The sequence below is a fragment of the Paracoccus sp. KKT209 genome, from assembly GCF_055635455.1.
This window is the reverse complement of the sequence record NZ_CM145758.1, coordinates 2,631,146-2,647,113: the sequence shown is the minus strand read 5'-3', so window position 1 is coordinate 2,647,113 and position 15,968 is coordinate 2,631,146. Positions and strand designations below refer to the sequence as shown.

Genomic DNA, 15,968 nt, shown 5'->3' with positions numbered 1-15,968 from the left:
GCAGGGTATCTCACGCAACGAGGAAGAGGCGCGTTCAGCTTTCGCGCAGGAAGCGGCGCAGCACCGCCTCCAGCTTGGTGGCGCCCAGGGGGGCCATCGCCTTGGTGTGGTCGTGGCTGATCGATTCGTCGCTGAGCCCCGCGCCCATGTTGGTGATGACCGAGATCGCGGCACAGCGCAGGCCCAGAAAGCGGCCGAGGATGATCTCTGGCACGGTGGACATGCCGACCGCATCCGCGCCCAGCACCCGTGCCGCCCGGATCTCGGCCGGGGTTTCAAAGCTGGGCCCCGAGAACCAGCAATAGACGCCCTCGGGCAGCTCCACCCCCTCGGCCGCGGCCGCCGCCGCCAGAGCCTGGCGCAGGGTGACATCATGGGCATCGGTCATCGGGACGAAGCGCGCATCCGTCGCCTCTCCGATCAGCGGGTTCGTACCCGCGAAGGCGATGTGGTCGTTCAGCAGCATCAGGCCGCCCGGCGGGATGTCGGCCCGCAGCGACCCGGCCGCATTGGTCAGGATCAGCCGGTCGCAGCCAAGCGCCGCCAGCACCTCCAGCGGCAGGCGCATGACATCGGCGCGGCCGCTTTCGTAATAATGCGACCGGCCGCCAAAGACGGCGACGCGGCGCCCCTCCAGCTGGCCGATCACCAGCTGCGGGACATGGCCCGAGACCCCGGCATGGGGAAATCCCGGCAGGTCGGAATAGGGGATCGCCGTGCCCTCCACCTTTTCCGACAGATGGCCCAAGCCCGACCCCAGGATGAGGCCGAATTCCGGGGCCTCGTTGCCAGCGCGGTCGCGGATCAGGGCGGCAAGCTCAGCGCTCTTTGACATAGGGCTCTCCTCCGGCGCGGGGCGGAATGGCGCGGCCGACAAAGCCGGCCAGGATCACCACCGTCAGGATATAGGGCAGGGCGTTCATGAACATCGAAGGGACCGTGACGATCCCCAGGTCCAGGTTTGGATAAAGATTGGCGATCGCCTCCAGAAGGCCGAAGAGGAAGGTCGCGAACAGCGCCTGCCACGGCCGCCACTTGGCAAAGATCAGCGCGGCAAGGGCAATGAAGCCGCGCCCGGCGGTCATTTCCTTGACAAAGCCCGCCGACAGGCCGGTGGCCAGATAGGCGCCGGCGATGCCGGTCAGCACGCCGCAGATCGCCACCGCCGTGTAGCGCAGCCGCGTGACCGAGACCCCGGCCGTGTCGACCGAGGCCGGGTTTTCCCCCACGGCCCGCAGGCGCAGGCCAAAGCGCGTGCGATAGAGGACCCACCAGGTGATCGGTACCAGCGCGAAGGCCACATAGACCAGGATCGTCTGCCCCGAGATCAGCCCCGAATAGATCGGCCCTAGGACCGGAACGTCGCGGACCGCATCGGCGCCGGGCAGGGTGATCGGGTTGAACCGCCCCGCGCCTGTCAGCGCCGGCGTGCGCCCGCCCAGGCCAAAAGCGTTCTGCCCGATCAGAACCGTCAGCCCCGAGGCGAGGAAGTTGATCGCCACGCCCGAGATCAGCTGGTTGCCCATGAAGGTGATGGAGGCCAGCCCGTGGATCAGCGACAGCGCCAGCGCGCCCCCGATGCCCGCCACCAGGCCCAGCCAGGCGCTGCCGGTCAGGAACGCGACCGAGGCCGAGGTGAAGGCCGCCATCAGCATCTTGCCCTCCAGCCCGATGTCGAAGACGCCCGCCCGTTCGGAATAGAGACCCGCCAGGCAGGCCAGCAGCAGCGGCGTCATCAGCCGCAGGGCGCTGCCGATGCCCTGCTGGGCGGCCGGCCCGTCGGCCAGCGCCCAGATCAGGCAGATGGCCAGGACGATGATCGCGATCAGCGAATCCCGGATGTTCATCGCGCGGCCCCCCTGTTGCGCCGCGTCGCCAGGAAGATCCGCTCCAGCGGCATCCGGACCATGTTGTCCAGCGCCCCGGTGAACAGGATCACCAGCGCCTGGATCACCACGATCAGCTCGCGCGGGATCGACGTCCACAGCGCCAGTTCCCCGCCGCCCTGGTAGAGGAACCCGAACAGCAGCGCCGCCAGGAGGATGCCCAAGGGATGGTTCCGGCCCATCAGCGCCACCGCGATGCCGATGAAGCCGGCGCCCTCGACCGCGTTTAGGACCAGGCGCTCGGCCTCGCCCATGACGTTGTTGATGGCCATCAACCCCGCCAGCCCGCCCGAGATCAGCATGGCGATCACGGTGATCCGCACCGGATTGATGCCGGCATAGACGGCGCCCGGCTCGGACTTGCCCAGCGCGCGGATCTGGTAGCCAAGCCGCGTGCGCCAGATCAGCACCCAGACCAGCAGGCAGGCCAGCAGCGCGATGAAGAAGGTGACGTTGACCGGCGTGTTGCGGCCCCATTCCATGCCGAACGCCGCCGCGATGTCCGACAGCGTGGGCAGGTTGGTCGCTTCGGGAAAGCGGGCCGTGGCCGGGTCCATGCTGCCCACCGGGCGCAGCAGGTTGACCAGCACATAGTTCAGCGCCGCCGCTGCGATGAAGTTGAACATGATCGTGGTGATCACGATATGGCTGCCGCGCTTGGCCTGAAGGATGGCCGGGATGAAGGCCCAGGCCGCGCCAAAGACCGCCGCGCCCACCATCGCGGCCGGCAGCGCCAGCCCCCAATGCGGCAGCGGCAGATAAAGCAGCACCAGCGCGACCCCCAGGCCGCCCATCGCCGCCTGGCCCTCGCCGCCGATGTTGAACAGGCTGGCATGATAGGCGACCATCACGGCAAGGCCCGTGAAGATGAAGTTGGTCGCGTAGTACAGCGTGAAGCCCCAGCCATAGCTGGAGCCGAGCGCGCCTTCGACCATCGTGGTCAGCGCCTCGCGTGGGCTTTCCCCGATCGCCAGGATCACCAGCGCCGAGATCGCCATCGCCAGCACCAGCGAGATCAGCGGCGTCAGCACGACATCCGCCCATTTCGGCATCTTGTCCATCAGGCCCTTCCTTCCGGCAGCTTGTCGACATGGGCGGAGCCGCCGGCGGGGGCGGCCTCATTGCGGGTGTCGGTGACGCCCGCCATCAGCAGGCCCAGCTCACCCGTGGTCGTGTCCCCGGGCAGGCGCTCGCCCATGATGCGGCCGTCGAACATCACGGCCACCCGGTCGGCCAGCGCCAGGATCTCGTCCAGCTCGACCGAAACCAGCAGGATCGCCTTGCCGGCGTCGCGCAGCGCCACGATCTGCTTGTGGATGAACTCGATCGCGCCGATATCCACGCCGCGCGTCGGCTGGCCGATCAGCAGCAGGTCGGGATTGCGCTCGATCTCGCGCGCCACGACGATCTTCTGCTGGTTGCCGCCCGAAAAGTTGCGCGCCGCCAGCCCCGCGTCGCGGGGACGGACGTCGAACCGCTCCATCTTGGCCTCGGCGTCGCGGCGGATGGCCTGGTTGTCCATCAGCCAGCCCTTGTTGAACTCGGGCGCGTCCTGCCAGCCGAATGCGACGTTCTCCCAGGCCGCGAAATCCATGATCAGCCCCTCGACCTGCCGGTCCTCGGGGATATGGCCGATGCCGTCGCGGCGGCGCTGGCCGGCATCGCAACCGCGCCCCGACAGGGGCAGGGGGCGGCCGTTCATGCGCACCTCGCCGGTGACGCGGCTGCCCTTGCCGGGATAGCCGCCCAGGATCTCCAGCAGCTGCGTCTGGCCATTGCCGCTGACGCCCGCGATGCCCAGGATCTCCCCGGCGCGGATGTCCAGGCTGATGCCGCGCAGCCGTTCCACGCCGCCCTCGTCGACCAGCCGCAGGTCGCGCACCTCCAGCACCGGGGCGGCAGGACGGGCAGGGGTCTTTTCCACGTTCAGCAGCACCTTGCGCCCGACCATCAGCTCGGCCAGCTCCTCGGGGCTGGTCTCGGCGGTCCTGACCGAGGCGACCATCTCGCCGCGCCGCATCACGCTGACATTGTCGGTGATCTCCATGATCTCGCGCAGCTTGTGGGTGATCAGGATGATCGTCTTTCCCTCGTTGCGCAGGCCCTGCAGGATGCGGAACAGGTGGTCGGCCTCGGCCGGGGTCAGCACGCCGGTGGGCTCGTCCAGGATCAGGATGTCGGCCTGGCGATACAGCGCCTTGAGGATCTCGACCCGCTGCTGGTGGCCCACCGACAGGTCCTCGACCGTGGCATTGGGATCGACGTTCAGCTGGTATTCGGCGGCCAGCTGCTTCAGCACGCCGCGCGCTTTGGACAGCGAGGGTCGCAGCAGGGCGCCCTCCTCGACCCCCAGGATGACGTTCTCCAGGACCGTGAAATTCTGCACCAGCTTGAAATGCTGGAAGACCATGCCGATGCCCGCGCGGATCGCGGTCTGGCTGTCGGCGATGGTGATGGGCCGGCCATTGACCAGGATCTCGCCGGCATCGGGGCGGTAGAAGCCGTAAAGGATCGACATCAGCGTCGACTTGCCCGCGCCGTTCTCTCCGATGATGCCGTGGATGGTGCCCTTGGGAACGCGCAGGTTGATGTCCCGGTTCGCCTGAACCGAACCAAAGGCCTTCGAGATGCCGCGCAATTCGATGGCAGCGGGGGCGGCCGCGTCGGACCGCCCCCCCCTCACGTCACCTTGGGCCATTACGACGCCGGGCAGGTGTTGTCGGTCATGTAGTCGTGGACCTGAACCTCGCCCGCGGCGATGGCGGCCTTGGCCTCGTCCACGGCGGCCTGCATCTCGTCGGTGACCAGGTCTGCATTGTTGTCGTCGATGGCGACGTCCACGCCCCCCGCGGCCAGGTCCATGACCTTGATGCCGGGTTCCAGATCGGCGCCGGCGGTGAAGGCGTCAAAGACCGCGTTGTCCACCCGCTTGACCATCGAGGTCAGGATCTTGCCCGGATGCAGCGCATTCTGGTTGCTGTCCACGCCGACCGCCAGGATGCCCTCGTCCGCCGCCGCCTGCAGCACGCCGATGCCGGTGCCGCCCGCCGCCGCATAGATCACGTCCGCGCCCTGTGATTTCTGCGCACGGGCCAGCTCGCCGCCTTTCACCGGGTCGTTCCAGGCCGCGGGCGTGGTGCCGGTATAGTTGATGACGACCTTGCCTTCCGGCTGCACCGACTTGAAGCCTTGGGCAAAGCCGCATTCGAACTTGTGGATCAGCGGGATGTCCATTCCGCCGATGAAGCCCACCGTCCCGCTGTCCGAGGCCATGCCCGCCATGACGCCCGCCAGATAGCTGCCCTGTTCCTCGGTAAAGACGACCGACTGCACATTGGGGGCCTCGACTACCATGTCGATGATCCCGAACTTGGTCTCGGGATAGTCGCCGGCGATCTTGGTCAGAACGTCGCCAAAGGCAAAGCCCACCATGATGATCGGGTTCGACCCGGATTCCGCCAGGCGGCGCAGGGCCTGCTCGCGCTGTGCTTCGGACTGCATCTCCAACTCGCGATAGCTGCCGCCGCTTTCCTGCGCCCAACGCTCCGCCCCGGCATAGGCGGCCTCGTTGAAGGACTTGTCGAACTTGCCGCCCAGGTCATAGATCAGCGCCGGTTCTGCCAGGGCCGCGCCGGACGTCAGGGCCGTCAGGGCCGCACCTGCCAGAAGCGTTTTCATCAGGGACATTAGGAACCTCATCCTGTTTTTGCGGGCGATTCAGCCGGCCCGCTGATCGCCCGATTAGGGCGCATCGGTCAGGGTCGGTCAACCGCCTTCTTGGGTGGCACGCAGCGTCAGGCGCATCACGACCGCATCTGTCGCCGGCCCGTAATAGCGCCGCCGGAGGCCGGCTTCCAGCCAGCCGAGGCTTTGGTAAAGCTGCCGTGCCGCAAGGTTATCCTCGGCGACCTCCAGAAAGGCCTCCTCGACCGCGCGGGCCTGGCATTCGTCTTGAAACCCTGCGACCAGCCGGCGCCCCAGACCCCGGCGCCGCGCCTCGGGGGCGACGGCCAAGGTCAGCAGCTCGGCCTCGCCCGCCAGCGCCCGTCCCAGCAGGAACCCCTGCGGCTCGGTCAGCAGAAACGCACCCCGCCCCTCCAGCAGCGATGCAAAGGCCGCCGCCGTCCAAGGTGCCGGACGCTCAAAACAGCGCCCATGCAGATCGGCCAGCGCCTGCGGATCGGCCGGGGGGGTGGTCATGGCAGGATGCGGGGCGGGGCCTCGCGCGCCGGGGCCGCATCCGCAGGGCGCAGGTAGAGCGGCGCAGGCCGCGGTCCGGGCCTGTCGGCGCGGCCGGCCGCAATGCGCGCCACGCCCTCGGCCAGCGCGACCGCGGGGGCAGCCGGCGCCGGGCCGGGCGGCAGCGCGCCGGCCGTAGCCTGCTGCGGCCGGCCCTCATCCAACGCCTCGGTATCGAAATCCTGCCAGATGACCAGATCGCCGCGCCCCGGCAGGACGATCCGGCAAGGCCGCGGCAGGCTCCAGGCCGCCGCCTCGGTCGCGCTGACGCCGATGGCCGGGACGCGCAGCGCCAGCGCCAGCCCCCGCGCCGCCGCCACCGCCACGCGGATGCCGGTAAAGTTGCCGGGGCCCGTGCCCACGCCCAGGGCGTCCAGGTCCCGCCAGCCCAGCCCGGCCTCGGCCAGCAGCTCCTCCAGCATCGGCATCAGCCGCTCGGCCTGCCCCTTGGCCATCTCCTCGTGCCGGATGGCCAGCAGGCGGTCCCCCCGCAGCAAAGCGGCCGCGCAATGCGCGGCCGATGTGTCGAACCCCAGGACGATCCTGTCAGACAACGGGCCTGACCTCGATCACCTCGGGGATGTAATGACGCAGCAGGTTCTCGATCCCCATCTTCAGCGTCAGGGTCGAGGAGGGGCAGCCCGCGCAGGCCCCCTGCATGTGCAGGTAGACGATGCCGCGATCAAAGCCGTGGAAGGTGATGTCGCCGCCGTCCTGCGCCACCGCCGGACGCACGCGCGTGTCGAGCAGCTCCTTGATCTGGCCCACGATCTCGCTGTCCGGGCCGTCATGGCTGGCATGGCCCGCGCTTTCGGGGGCCGCGCCCTCGATGGCCGGGGCGCCCGACTGGAAATGCTCCATGATCGCGCCCAGGACCGAGGGCTTCAGGTGATCCCAGGGCACGTCGTCGGCCTTGGTCACGGTCACGAAATCGCGGCCCAGAAAGACACCCGCCACGCCCTCGACGGCAAAGATCCGGCGCGCCAGTGGCGAGCTGGCCCCGGTATCGGGCGAGGGGAAATCGGCCGTCCCGCTGCCCAGCACGGTCTCGCCGGGCAGGAACTTCAGCGTCGCGGGGTTCGGGGTGGTCTCGGTCTGGATGAACATGGGCGTGCTCCTTTGAGGCCTGATATGGCCACGGCGGGCGCGCAGGTCAAGCAGGCCCCCTCAGGTGATCGCGTCCAGCCGGTCCTTGGACAGGTCGCCCGGCACCAGGGTGATCGGGCAGGGCAGCGCCGTCGGGTCGCGCAGCAGCCGCGTGAGGACCGGGTTCTGGCCGCTCTTCTCGGCGCTGAGGCCCAGCACCACGACGCCGATCTCGCCGTCATCGGCGATCTGCGCCAGCAGCTCCTCGGCCGGATCGCCCTCGCGGATGACCAGGTCGGGCTCGATGCCGGGCCGGGACCGCATCCACTTGGCAAAGACCTCGAAATGCGCCTCGATCCGCTCGCGGGCCTCGGCGCGCATGACCTCGGCCACGCCAAAGCCGTGCTGGATCTCGTCCGCGGGGATGACCGACAGGATCACCACGCCGCCCTGCGTGCGCGCCGCCCGCATCGCCGCAAAGCGCATCGCGTTGAGGCATTCCTTGCTGTCGTCCAGAAGGACCAGAAATTTGCGCATGTTCCCGCTTGTGGCTGTTTCGCTCGGCGCAGAGTGGCCGAACTGCCATGGGGGCGCAAGTGATTGCACCCTTTGCATGCCCCACCTGTTCCCAATGCCGTGCACATGTGTTAGCCGCCAAGAAGGACCTATAACTGCACAGCGGATGGCGTCGTGACGATCCACCAGGACTGGGACAAGACCGACGCGGCCGGGCTGGCGGCGCTGACCTCGCCCAAGATGGCCTGGTTCATGGGTCAGGCCAGCGCCCCCGGCGTCAAGCCGATGCCCCTGTCCAAGCGGGTCTTCGACATCGTCCTGTCCCTGCTGCTGCTGCCCCCTGTCGCGCTGGTGATGCTGGCCATGGCGGGCATCCTGCTGGTGGCGCAGGGGCGACCGATCTTCTATGCGGCGCACCGGATGCGCGGGCCGAACCAGCCCTTCACCCAGTGGAAGTTCCGCACCATGCTGTGCGAGGAACAGGACTTCGGCGCCACAGGTGCGCACAAGAACTGGCGTATCACGCCCCTCGGGCGCTTCATGCGCCGCTCGCGCATCGACGAGCTGCCGCAGCTCTTCAACATCCTCAAGGGCGACATGAGCTTCGTGGGCCCCCGACCGCCCCTGCGCGAATATGTCGAACGCTTCCCGGCCGTCTATGCCCAGGTCCTGCAAAGCCGCCCCGGCGTCACCGGCCTTGCGACGCTGATCTATCACCGGCACGAGGATCGCATCTTGGCCCGCTGCAAATCCGCCGCGGCAACCGAGGCCGCCTATTACCGCCGCTGCCTGCCTGCCAAGCTGAAGATCGACCTGATCTATCAGCGCCACCGGAACATGCGGCTGGACCTGTGGATCCTGTGGCACACGCTCAAGATCGTCATCTCGCGCCGCGACGAACGGCCCCGCCGCCGCCGCAACCCCGCCGCCTATCCGCCGCTGCCGGCCTCCCGCGGCGCCCGGAACGGATCGCAGGGATAACCCACCCCCGTCAGGTAGAGACCCTGCGGCGGGCAGACCGGGCCGCAGGCGGCGCGGTCGCGGGCCGCCAGGGCCTCGGCCACGCGCCCCGGCGCCCATGATCCCGCGCCGACGCGCTCCAGCGTGCCGACGATGCTGCGGACCTGGTTGTGCAGAAAGGACCGCGCCCGCAGGACAAAGCGGTATTCCCGGCCCTGCGGAATCTCGTGTTCGGTGATCTCGATGCAGTCCAGCGATTTTACCGGGCTTTTCGCCTGGCAGATCGACGACCGGAAGGTCGTGAAATCATGGTGCCCCACCAGATGCGCCGCGCCTTTGCGCATCGCCTCCAGGTCCAGCGGGTTCAGCACCTGCCAGACCTGCCCGCGCCCATGCGTCAGCGGCGCGCGTCGCGCTACCAGCCGGAACAGATAGCGCCGCTCGGTCGCGAAAAAGCGGGCATGGAAGTCGGCCTCCACCCGCCCGGCCTGCAGGATCGCCACCGGAGCTGGCTTCAGGTGCCAGTTCAGCGCCTCGCCAAGGCGAAACGGGTCCCAGTCCCGCGCCAGGTCCGCATGGGCCACCTGGCCCGTGGCATGGACGCCCGCATCGGTGCGCCCGGCCGCGGCGATCCGGGCGCCGGCGGCAAAGCCCGGATCCAGCCGCGCCAGCGCCGCCTCGATCGCCCCCTGGACCGAGGGCTGGTCGGCCTGCGCCTGCCATCCGGCAAAGGGCGCGCCGTCATATTCCACCTGCAACGCGAAACGGGGCATCAGTCGCGCGGGACCTTCTGGCCGGGAAAGGGCATCTTCAGCAGGTCGTCCAGCGTCTGGGCCTCCTGGCTTTGCAGGGCGGGGCGATCCTCGGCCGCAACGCGGGTCGCGGCCCCGGTCAGCCCTTCGCGGGCCAGACGCTCGCGCAGGACCGACATCTCGATGTCCAGCGCCTCTCGGTCGCCATCCAGCAGACGGTCGGCGCGGGCGATGAAATCCTTCTCCAGATCGTTCAGGAACTCTTCATAGGCCCGCCGCGCCCCGGCATCCCGGGTCTGGGCGTAAAGATCGGCAAAGCGGATCGTCGCATCCCGCGCGCCCAGCAGATAGACCCCCAGATAGCGCCGGGCCGAGGCCAGACCGCCCGGGTTGTCCCGCACCCGATCGAACAGATGCTGCACGCTGGCCGCGAACATCTGGACGCGCGCCTCCAGCCGCCGGTCGCCCGCGCGCAGGATCGCGTCCTTCATCTGCGCCAGATGCGTCTCGGCCTCCTCGATCATCCGCTGCGCGCGGTCCTGCTGAAAGCCGTCGATCCCCTCGCGGCCCTTGTCGCGCCAGGGATCGGCCCCGAAGGACAGCTGGTGCAGCGCCAGTCCCGCCGCGCCGATCATCCCGGCCTCGGCCCAGACCCCGGGTTCCGCGGCACCCAGGCCGACCCCCAAGCCCGCCAGCAGCCCGCCGAACAGCTTGCGCGGGATGGCCGGGCGGCGGGCGATGCGCCGCGCCTCGAAGGCGGCCTGCGCGACCAGCCCCTCGCGGGTCATCCACATGCCGCTGGCCACCAGCCCAAAGGCCGCAAGGTCGGTGACCATGCCGGTCGCGCCCTGGAAGAACGCGCCCAGCAGAAAGGGCGTCGCGGCCAAGGTGATCCATTTCGGCCGTCCCTCATGCGGGTGGCGCGGGGTGGGCGGCAGTTCGGCGCGCGGCGGCAGGGCGCGGCCCGCCCCGGCCTCGGGTGAAAATCGGCCTCCGAAACGTTGCGACATGCCCGACCCCTCAGCCCGCGCCCGCAAGCGAGGCATAAAGCGTCAGCAGCAGCAGCAGGTAAAAGCTGAGCCTCGATCGGGCATTGCGTGACATGGGCGTCCTTTCGGCGGTTCAGCGCCATATATCGGCATCGCCGGGCGGAATTCAAACGGCGCGCGGAAACAGCCGGTCCAGGGCAGCCACCAGCGGCCCGTCATCGGCCAGCGCCAGCCGCACGGGCAGGGCCATGACCTTGGGCCGAAAGGCGCGGGGCAGGCGGGCCGCGTCCTTTTCCGTGGTGACCAGCTGCGCGCGCAGCATCCGCGCCTCGGTCTCCAGCCGGGTCAGCAGGGCCTGCGTGAAGGGCTGGTGATCCTCCAGCGGCTCGGCGCGGACCAGCTCGGCGCCCAGGTCGCGCAGGGTGCCGAAGAACTTTTCCGGATGCCCGATCCCCGCAAAGGCCAGAACCCGGTGGCCGCGCCAGTCGAACCCCATCTGCAGGGGCGCCAGCCGTCCGCGCAGATGCGGGGGCGCGTCCGGGGGCGGACCAAAGCCCGCCTGCGCGGCCTCGGACCCGATCGACAGCAGCAGGTCTGCCCGCGCCAGGCCCGCCCCCACCGGTTCGCGCAGCGGCCCTGCCGGCAGGCACAGCCCGTTGCCGAAACCCTTGGCGGCATCGACCACCACCAGCCCCAGGTCATGCGCCAGCGCCGGATCCTGGAAACCATCGTCCAGGATGATCGCCTGCGCCCCCGCCGCCACCGCCGCCCGCGCGCCCGCCAGCCGGTCGTCCGACACCCAGACCGGCCCAAAGGCCGCCATCAACAGCGGCTCGTCCCCGGTCAGGGCCGCCTCGTGGCGCCGCTCATCGACCTGCAGCGGCCCCTTGGCGCTGCCGCCGTAGCCGCGCGACACGACATGGGCGGCGATCCCGCGCCCGGCCAGCATCATCTGCAGATGGATCACCGTGGGCGTCTTGCCGGTCCCGCCCGCATTGAGGTTCCCCACGCAGATCACCGGCACGCCCACCCGGGCGCGGGCCCCCTGCGCCAGCCGCCGGGCCGTGGCGCGGGCATAGGCGGCTCCCAAAGGCGCCAGCAGGCGGGCGCGCAGCGTCGGCGGGCGCCGGAACCAGAAGCCGGGCGCGCGCTTCATGCCGGGACCTTTCCGGCGCGGGCAGGACGGTCCAGCGCCCGCAGCACCTGTTCGGCGATGCGGATCGCCACCTCGGCGCCGCCGGTGCTGACCTTCCAGGCATTGCTGGCCAGGGCTGCGATCAGCTCGGGCTGGGTCAGTTCGGTGATGGCCTGGGCCAGCTCCTCGGGGCTGCGGACCTGCCGGGCCGCATGGGCTCCGTCCAGATGCTGCCATTCGGTGGCATAGGGGCCGGGCTGGGGCCCATGCACGATGGCCGAACCAAGCCCCGCCGGCTCGAACGGGTGGCGCATGGCCGGGTCCTCGCCCTCCAGCGTCCCGCCCACAAAGCTGACGGGCGCCAGCCGGTACCACAGGCCCATCTCGGTCGGGCCGTCGGTCAGCAGCACCTGAACCTCGTCGCCGAAATCCTCGTCCTCGCTGCGGCGGGCGACGGTCAGGCCGCCGGCCTCGATCAGGGCGGCCAGGGCGTCGATGCGGGACGTCTCGCGCGGCGCCAGGATCAGCAGCGCGCGGTGGGAATGGCGCAGCGCGGCCTCGTGGGCGGCCAGAACGGCGGCCTCCTCGGACTGGGGCAGGCTGGCCGCGAACCAGGCATGGCGGCCGTTCATCTGCTGGGCCATCGACACGCGCTCGGTCTCGGAACAGTAAAGCGGCTCGCGGATCTCGGAGACCGGCCCGGTCATCAGCAGCCGCGCAGCGGGCAGGCCCATGCGGCGGGCGATCTGGTGGCTGGCGGCATCGCGCAGCAGGATCGCCGCCATATGCGACAAAAGCTGCCGGCGCATGCTGGCGCCCATCCCCCAGGCCAGGGCGCTGCGGTCCAGCCGGAATTCCGCCAGGACCATCGGGATCTGCCGCGCCTGCGCCGCAGCGATCAGCGCCGGCGGCAGGTCCGATCCCAGCAGCAGCAGGGCCCGCGGCCGCGCCCGGTCCAGCAGCCGTCCCGCCCGGGCGGGATCATGGGCCAGGTCCGGGGTCCCGGCCGCCTCCGGGGCCAGCCGGATCACGCGCAGGTCCGACCGGCTACGCGCCAGGCGGCGCAACACCTGCGCCTCGGCCTGCAGCGCATCGCCCGAGACATGCAGGACCAGCGCGGGACCCTCGCCCGCGGGAATGGCGGGCAGGGCCGGGTCCTCGCCGCGGCGGCCGCGCAGATGCAGCCACAGCCCCAGCTGGCCCAGCCCCGCCCCTGCCATCAGCTGCCCAGTTCCTCGGTCGGGCTGACCTCGCGCTGCTCGTCGCGCAGGCGGTGCAAGTGGGCGATGAAATAGCGGGTATGGGCGCTGTCCACGGTCCGCTGCGCCTCGGCCTTCCAGGCGGCAAAGGCGGTTTCGTAATTGGGAAAGATCCCCACCATGTGGATGTCCTTGGTGTCGCGGAACTGGGTTCCCTGCGGATCGACCAGCTCGCCCCCGAAGACGAGATGCAGGCGTTGGCTCATGTGACCTCCTGGCTGTCGGAATGGCCGCAAACCTAGCGCGCGGCGGGCCGAAGATGAAGCGGGGATGGCTAAAAATCGACAGGTTTCGGCTTTGCCACCCCCCTCCGCCGGCGGCTAGCCTTGCACCGAGGCCAGAAGGCCGGAACGGCAGGGCGGGTGCGGGGTCTGCCCGCCGCAGGGGACGCGCGCGGCGGGCAGGCCGGGCGCGTGCCCCTTGGCCCGTCGGTGCACCGTCAGCCCCGGTCGCCCGACAGTTCCATGATGACGGCCCATTCGGCCTCGGTCACCGGCTGCACCGACAGGCGGGTGTTGTTGACCAGCACCATGTCCTTCAGCCGCGGCTCGGCCTTGGCCTCGTCCAGGCTGACGGCGCGGGGCAGCTTGCGCACCGCGCGCACATCCACGCAGTCCCATTTCGGGTCGGGCGACGTGCTGTCGGGATGGGACAGGGCGATGACCTCGCAGATGCCCACGGCCTCCTTGCCGATGTTGGAATGATAGAACAGGCCCAGGTCGCCAACCTTCATGGCCCGCATCATGTTGCGCGCCTGATAGCTGCGCACCCCGTCCCATTCCTCGCCGGCCGCGCCCCTGGCCACCAGGTCGTCCCAGCCAAAGACGTCGGGCTCGGACTTGAACAGCCAGAAGGCCATCAGCCGATCACCTTCTTCCATTCGGTGATCTCGGTCGAGGCGAACAGCCCCGCCGCCTTGTAGGGGTCCGCCGCGGCCCAGGCCCGCGCCGCGTCCAGGTCGGCGGCCTCCAGGATCACCAGCGATCCCCGCATCTCGCCCTCCTCGATCAGCGGGCCGGCCATGGCCACGATGCCGCTGTCGCGGATATGGGCCAGATGCGCGTCGCGCGTGTCCAGGCGGATTTGCAGCGCGCCGGGCTTGTCCCGGCAGATCACGGCGAACAGGGGCATCATTCCTCCTTCAGGGGACGGCTCAGCAGATGGTCCATGGCCTTTTCCACCGAAACGCGGCCCTCGGCAAGGCGGGCGACCATGCCGGCGATGGGCAGGTCCAGCCCGTCGCGGGCGGCCATGCGGGCCAGGGCGCGGGCGGTGGCCGCCCCCTCGACCGTGGTGGCGGCGTCGAACTCCAGCCCCGCGCCCAGCGCCCGGCCAAAGCGGAAGTTGCGCGACCCGCCCGAGGTGCAGGTCAGCGTCAGGTCGCCCAGGCCCGACAGCCCGGTCAGCGTCTCGGGGCGCGCGCCCAGGTGGATGGCCAGGCGCGTCATCTCGGCGAAACCGCGGGTGATGATCGCGGCGCGGGCGCTGTCGCCCAGGCCCGCGCCCATGACGGCGCCGGCGGCGATGGCGATCACGTTCTTCAGCGCCCCGCCCAGTTCCGCCCCGGTCACGTCGGTCGTGCGGTAAAGCCGCAGGACCGGCGTCGACAGCGCCTGCTGCAGCGTCGCGCCCGCCTGCGGATCGGCGCAGGCCAGCGTCAGCGCGGTCGGCAACCCGCGCGCGATGTCGGCGGCGAATGACGGCCCGGTCAGCACCGCCACCGTCGCCCGCGGACAGGCGGCGGCGATCAGGGTCGAGGGGCCGGTCAGATGTGTCAGGTCGATGCCCTTGGCGGTGCTGACCAGGGTCTTGCCCGCCAGCCGCCCGCCATGTTCGTCCAGAAACCCGCCCAGCGCCTGCGCCGGCAGCGCCAGCAGCACGACCGGTGCGGCCAGCGCCGCCTCCAGATCCTCGGTCACGGTCAGCCCTTGGGGCAGCGTCACGCCGGGCAGGCGGGGGTTCTCGCCCTGCCAGTCGATGCGCCGCCCCCACAGCGTCACCGGCCCGTTCGCCGTCAGCGCCACCGCCAGCGCCGTGCCAAAGGCGCCCGCGCCCAGGACGCCGATCATGCCTTGGCGCCCTTCTTGCCGCTGCCCAGCATCGGCGCGGCGCGCCGGTCCAGCGGCCAACGGGGACGGGCGGACAGGTCCATCCCGTCGCGATGGCCCAGGCGGAACCGCTCGATCCCGGCCCAGGCGATCATCGCGCCGTTGTCGGTGCAAAGCCGCAGGGGCGGCGCCAGGAAACGCGCCCCGGCGGCACCGGCGACCGTTTCCAGCGCGGCGCGAATCTGGCGATTGGCGGCGACACCCCCCGCCACGGCCAGCACCGGCACCGGCGACAATGCCAGCGCGCGGCGCGATTTCTCGGCCAGGACATCGGCCACCGCCGCCTGAAAGGCCGCGCACAGGTCGCGCCGTTCGGCTGTCCGCAAGCCCCCCTGATCCGCGATCAGCGCATCGCGCTGGCGCAGCACGGCGGTCTTCAACCCCGAAAAGCTCATGTCGCAGCCGGGCCGGTCCAGCAGCGGGCGGGGCAGGGGGATGCGCCCCGGATCGCCCTGCGCAGCCTCGGCCTCCACATGCGGCCCGCCGGGCTGGGGCAGGGCCAGCAGCTTGGCGATCTTGTCGAATGCCTCGCCCGGCGCGTCGTCGATGGTGCCGCCAAGGCGGGTGAAGTCGTCCGGCCCGTCCACGCGCAGGAACTGGCAATGCCCGCCCGAGACCAGCAGCATCAGATAGGGAAAATCCACCCCGTCGGTCAGACGCGGCGTCAGCGCATGGCCCGCCAGGTGGTTCACCCCGACCAGCGGCAGCCCGGTCCCGGCAGCGATCCCCTTGGCGCACATGACGCCCGCCATGACACCCCCGATCAGCCCCGGCCCGGCCGTGACGGCAATCCCCGACAGGGCGTCCAGGCCCAGCCCGGCCTCGGCCAGCGCCTGTTCCACGGCCAGGTCCAGCCGCTCGGCATGGGCGCGGGCGGCGATCTCGGGCACGACGCCGCCGAAATCGGCATGCAGCTCGGTCTGGCTGCTGACCACGCTGGACAGGATGCGGCGGTCCCCCGTCACCACGGCGGCGGCGGTGTCGTCGCAGCTGCTCTCGATGCCCAGAAAGATCAGATCATCCATGCTCTTGCCCAAG

Annotated in this window: 19 protein-coding genes; 1 reads left to right on the top strand and 18 read right to left on the bottom strand. The window is 70.3% G+C overall.

The window, feature by feature from the left end:
• Positions 1–34 precede the first annotated feature (34 nt).
• From ACZ2G3_RS13075 to ACZ2G3_RS13035, 9 genes are all read right to left on the bottom strand, one after another.
• Positions 35–835, bottom strand: coding sequence for a purine-nucleoside phosphorylase (locus ACZ2G3_RS13075; protein ID WP_470396457.1), 801 nt, complete (start codon positions 833–835; stop codon positions 35–37).
• Positions 819–1,736 carry an ABC transporter permease gene (locus ACZ2G3_RS13070; protein ID WP_458478718.1) on the bottom strand — a complete coding sequence of 306 codons (918 nt, stop codon included), beginning with the start codon at positions 1,734–1,736 and terminating at the stop codon, positions 819–821. Before ACZ2G3_RS13070 ends, ACZ2G3_RS13075 begins: the two co-directional genes overlap by 17 nt.
• 107 nt (positions 1,737–1,843) lie before the next feature.
• On the bottom strand, positions 1,844–2,947 hold the full coding sequence (locus ACZ2G3_RS13065) for an ABC transporter permease (RefSeq protein ID WP_470396455.1): 1,104 nt from the start codon (positions 2,945–2,947) through the stop codon (positions 1,844–1,846).
• Entirely contained in the window at positions 2,947–4,584 is a 1,638-nt protein-coding gene (locus ACZ2G3_RS13060) for an ABC transporter ATP-binding protein (protein ID WP_470396454.1), read from the bottom strand. The genes ACZ2G3_RS13065 and ACZ2G3_RS13060 overlap by 1 nt, the downstream gene beginning before the upstream one ends.
• Positions 4,584–5,573, bottom strand: coding sequence for a BMP family lipoprotein (locus ACZ2G3_RS13055; protein ID WP_419270294.1), 990 nt, complete (start codon positions 5,571–5,573; stop codon positions 4,584–4,586). Before ACZ2G3_RS13055 ends, ACZ2G3_RS13060 begins: the two co-directional genes overlap by 1 nt.
• 78 nt (positions 5,574–5,651) lie before the next feature.
• The gene (locus ACZ2G3_RS13050) at positions 5,652–6,086 is read right to left on the bottom strand and encodes a GNAT family N-acetyltransferase (protein ID WP_470396453.1); all 435 of its coding nucleotides are present in this window, start codon (positions 6,084–6,086) and stop codon (positions 5,652–5,654) included.
• Positions 6,083–6,679, bottom strand: a complete 597-nt coding sequence (gene tsaB / locus ACZ2G3_RS13045; RefSeq protein ID WP_470396452.1) for a tRNA (adenosine(37)-N6)-threonylcarbamoyltransferase complex dimerization subunit type 1 TsaB — start codon at positions 6,677–6,679, stop codon at positions 6,083–6,085. The genes ACZ2G3_RS13050 and tsaB overlap by 4 nt, the downstream gene beginning before the upstream one ends.
• Positions 6,672–7,232, bottom strand: coding sequence for a NifU family protein (locus ACZ2G3_RS13040; RefSeq protein WP_419270288.1), 561 nt, complete (start codon positions 7,230–7,232; stop codon positions 6,672–6,674). The genes tsaB and ACZ2G3_RS13040 overlap by 8 nt, the downstream gene beginning before the upstream one ends.
• A gap of 60 nt (positions 7,233–7,292) precedes the next feature.
• A complete protein-coding gene (locus ACZ2G3_RS13035) occupies positions 7,293–7,748 on the bottom strand; it encodes a universal stress protein (RefSeq protein WP_470396451.1) in 456 nt (151 codons plus the stop codon).
• A gap of 153 nt (positions 7,749–7,901) precedes the next feature.
• Here ACZ2G3_RS13035 and ACZ2G3_RS13030 point away from each other — a divergent pair, with 153 nt between their 5' ends.
• Entirely contained in the window at positions 7,902–8,708 is an 807-nt protein-coding gene (locus tag ACZ2G3_RS13030; protein WP_419270284.1) for a sugar transferase, read from the top strand.
• Here the strand turns inward: ACZ2G3_RS13030 and truA are convergent.
• The 9 genes from truA to tsaD all read right to left on the bottom strand — a co-directional run bounded on the left by truA (position 8,657) and on the right by tsaD (position 15,955).
• Positions 8,657–9,460, bottom strand: coding sequence for a tRNA pseudouridine(38-40) synthase TruA (truA, locus tag ACZ2G3_RS13025; protein WP_470396450.1), 804 nt, complete (start codon positions 9,458–9,460; stop codon positions 8,657–8,659). The two genes, ACZ2G3_RS13030 and truA, sit on opposite strands and share 52 nt — an antisense overlap.
• Positions 9,460–10,449, bottom strand: coding sequence for a 5-bromo-4-chloroindolyl phosphate hydrolysis family protein (locus ACZ2G3_RS13020; RefSeq protein ID WP_470396449.1), 990 nt, complete (start codon positions 10,447–10,449; stop codon positions 9,460–9,462). Before ACZ2G3_RS13020 ends, truA begins: the two co-directional genes overlap by 1 nt.
• A gap of 145 nt (positions 10,450–10,594) precedes the next feature.
• Positions 10,595–11,584, bottom strand: a complete 990-nt coding sequence (gene lpxK, locus ACZ2G3_RS13015; protein ID WP_470396448.1) for a tetraacyldisaccharide 4'-kinase — start codon at positions 11,582–11,584, stop codon at positions 10,595–10,597.
• On the bottom strand, positions 11,581–12,783 hold the full coding sequence (locus ACZ2G3_RS13010; protein WP_470396447.1) for a 3-deoxy-D-manno-octulosonic acid transferase: 1,203 nt from the start codon (positions 12,781–12,783) through the stop codon (positions 11,581–11,583). The genes lpxK and ACZ2G3_RS13010 overlap by 4 nt, the downstream gene beginning before the upstream one ends.
• Complete coding sequence (locus tag ACZ2G3_RS13005) at positions 12,783–13,028, bottom strand: DUF4170 domain-containing protein (RefSeq protein WP_419270275.1); 246 nt, start codon at positions 13,026–13,028, stop codon at positions 12,783–12,785. Before ACZ2G3_RS13005 ends, ACZ2G3_RS13010 begins: the two co-directional genes overlap by 1 nt.
• A 233-nt stretch (positions 13,029–13,261) precedes the next feature.
• Positions 13,262–13,681 (bottom strand): EVE domain-containing protein, encoded by a 420-nt coding sequence (locus tag ACZ2G3_RS13000; protein WP_470396446.1) that lies wholly within the window; start codon positions 13,679–13,681, stop codon positions 13,262–13,264.
• A complete protein-coding gene (locus tag ACZ2G3_RS12995; protein ID WP_470396445.1) occupies positions 13,681–13,953 on the bottom strand; it encodes a YciI family protein in 273 nt (90 codons plus the stop codon). Before ACZ2G3_RS12995 ends, ACZ2G3_RS13000 begins: the two co-directional genes overlap by 1 nt.
• Positions 13,953–14,891 carry an NAD(P)H-dependent glycerol-3-phosphate dehydrogenase gene (locus tag ACZ2G3_RS12990; protein WP_470396443.1) on the bottom strand — a complete coding sequence of 313 codons (939 nt, stop codon included), beginning with the start codon at positions 14,889–14,891 and terminating at the stop codon, positions 13,953–13,955. The genes ACZ2G3_RS12995 and ACZ2G3_RS12990 overlap by 1 nt, the downstream gene beginning before the upstream one ends.
• A complete protein-coding gene (tsaD, locus tag ACZ2G3_RS12985; RefSeq protein ID WP_470396441.1) occupies positions 14,888–15,955 on the bottom strand; it encodes a tRNA (adenosine(37)-N6)-threonylcarbamoyltransferase complex transferase subunit TsaD in 1,068 nt (355 codons plus the stop codon). The genes ACZ2G3_RS12990 and tsaD overlap by 4 nt, the downstream gene beginning before the upstream one ends.
• Between the last annotated feature and the right edge of the window lie 13 nt (positions 15,956–15,968).

Coding starts and splice junctions, on each gene's coding strand:
- lpxK (WP_470396448.1), bottom strand. CDS start 11,584: ATGAAGCGCGCGCCCGGCTTCTGGTTCCGGCGCCCGCCGACGCTGCGC.
- ACZ2G3_RS13050 (WP_470396453.1), bottom strand. CDS start 6,086: ATGACCACCCCCCCGGCCGATCCGCAGGCGCTGGCCGATCTGCATGGG.
- ACZ2G3_RS13005 (WP_419270275.1), bottom strand. CDS start 13,028: ATGAGCCAACGCCTGCATCTCGTCTTCGGGGGCGAGCTGGTCGATCCG.
- ACZ2G3_RS13035 (WP_470396451.1), bottom strand. CDS start 7,748: ATGCGCAAATTTCTGGTCCTTCTGGACGACAGCAAGGAATGCCTCAAC.
- ACZ2G3_RS12995 (WP_470396445.1), bottom strand. CDS start 13,953: ATGCCCCTGTTCGCCGTGATCTGCCGGGACAAGCCCGGCGCGCTGCAA.
- ACZ2G3_RS13065 (WP_470396455.1), bottom strand. CDS start 2,947: ATGGACAAGATGCCGAAATGGGCGGATGTCGTGCTGACGCCGCTGATC.
- ACZ2G3_RS13070 (WP_458478718.1), bottom strand. CDS start 1,736: ATGACGCCGCTGCTGCTGGCCTGCCTGGCGGGTCTCTATTCCGAACGG.
- ACZ2G3_RS13020 (WP_470396449.1), bottom strand. CDS start 10,449: ATGTCGCAACGTTTCGGAGGCCGATTTTCACCCGAGGCCGGGGCGGGC.
- ACZ2G3_RS13040 (WP_419270288.1), bottom strand. CDS start 7,232: ATGTTCATCCAGACCGAGACCACCCCGAACCCCGCGACGCTGAAGTTC.
- ACZ2G3_RS12990 (WP_470396443.1), bottom strand. CDS start 14,891: ATGATCGGCGTCCTGGGCGCGGGCGCCTTTGGCACGGCGCTGGCGGTG.
- tsaD (WP_470396441.1), bottom strand. CDS start 15,955: ATGGATGATCTGATCTTTCTGGGCATCGAGAGCAGCTGCGACGACACC.
- ACZ2G3_RS13060 (WP_470396454.1), bottom strand. CDS start 4,584: ATGGCCCAAGGTGACGTGAGGGGGGGGCGGTCCGACGCGGCCGCCCCC.
- ACZ2G3_RS13000 (WP_470396446.1), bottom strand. CDS start 13,681: ATGGCCTTCTGGCTGTTCAAGTCCGAGCCCGACGTCTTTGGCTGGGAC.
- ACZ2G3_RS13010 (WP_470396447.1), bottom strand. CDS start 12,783: ATGGCAGGGGCGGGGCTGGGCCAGCTGGGGCTGTGGCTGCATCTGCGC.
- truA (WP_470396450.1), bottom strand. CDS start 9,460: ATGCCCCGTTTCGCGTTGCAGGTGGAATATGACGGCGCGCCCTTTGCC.
- ACZ2G3_RS13075 (WP_470396457.1), bottom strand. CDS start 835: ATGTCAAAGAGCGCTGAGCTTGCCGCCCTGATCCGCGACCGCGCTGGC.
- ACZ2G3_RS13055 (WP_419270294.1), bottom strand. CDS start 5,573: ATGTCCCTGATGAAAACGCTTCTGGCAGGTGCGGCCCTGACGGCCCTG.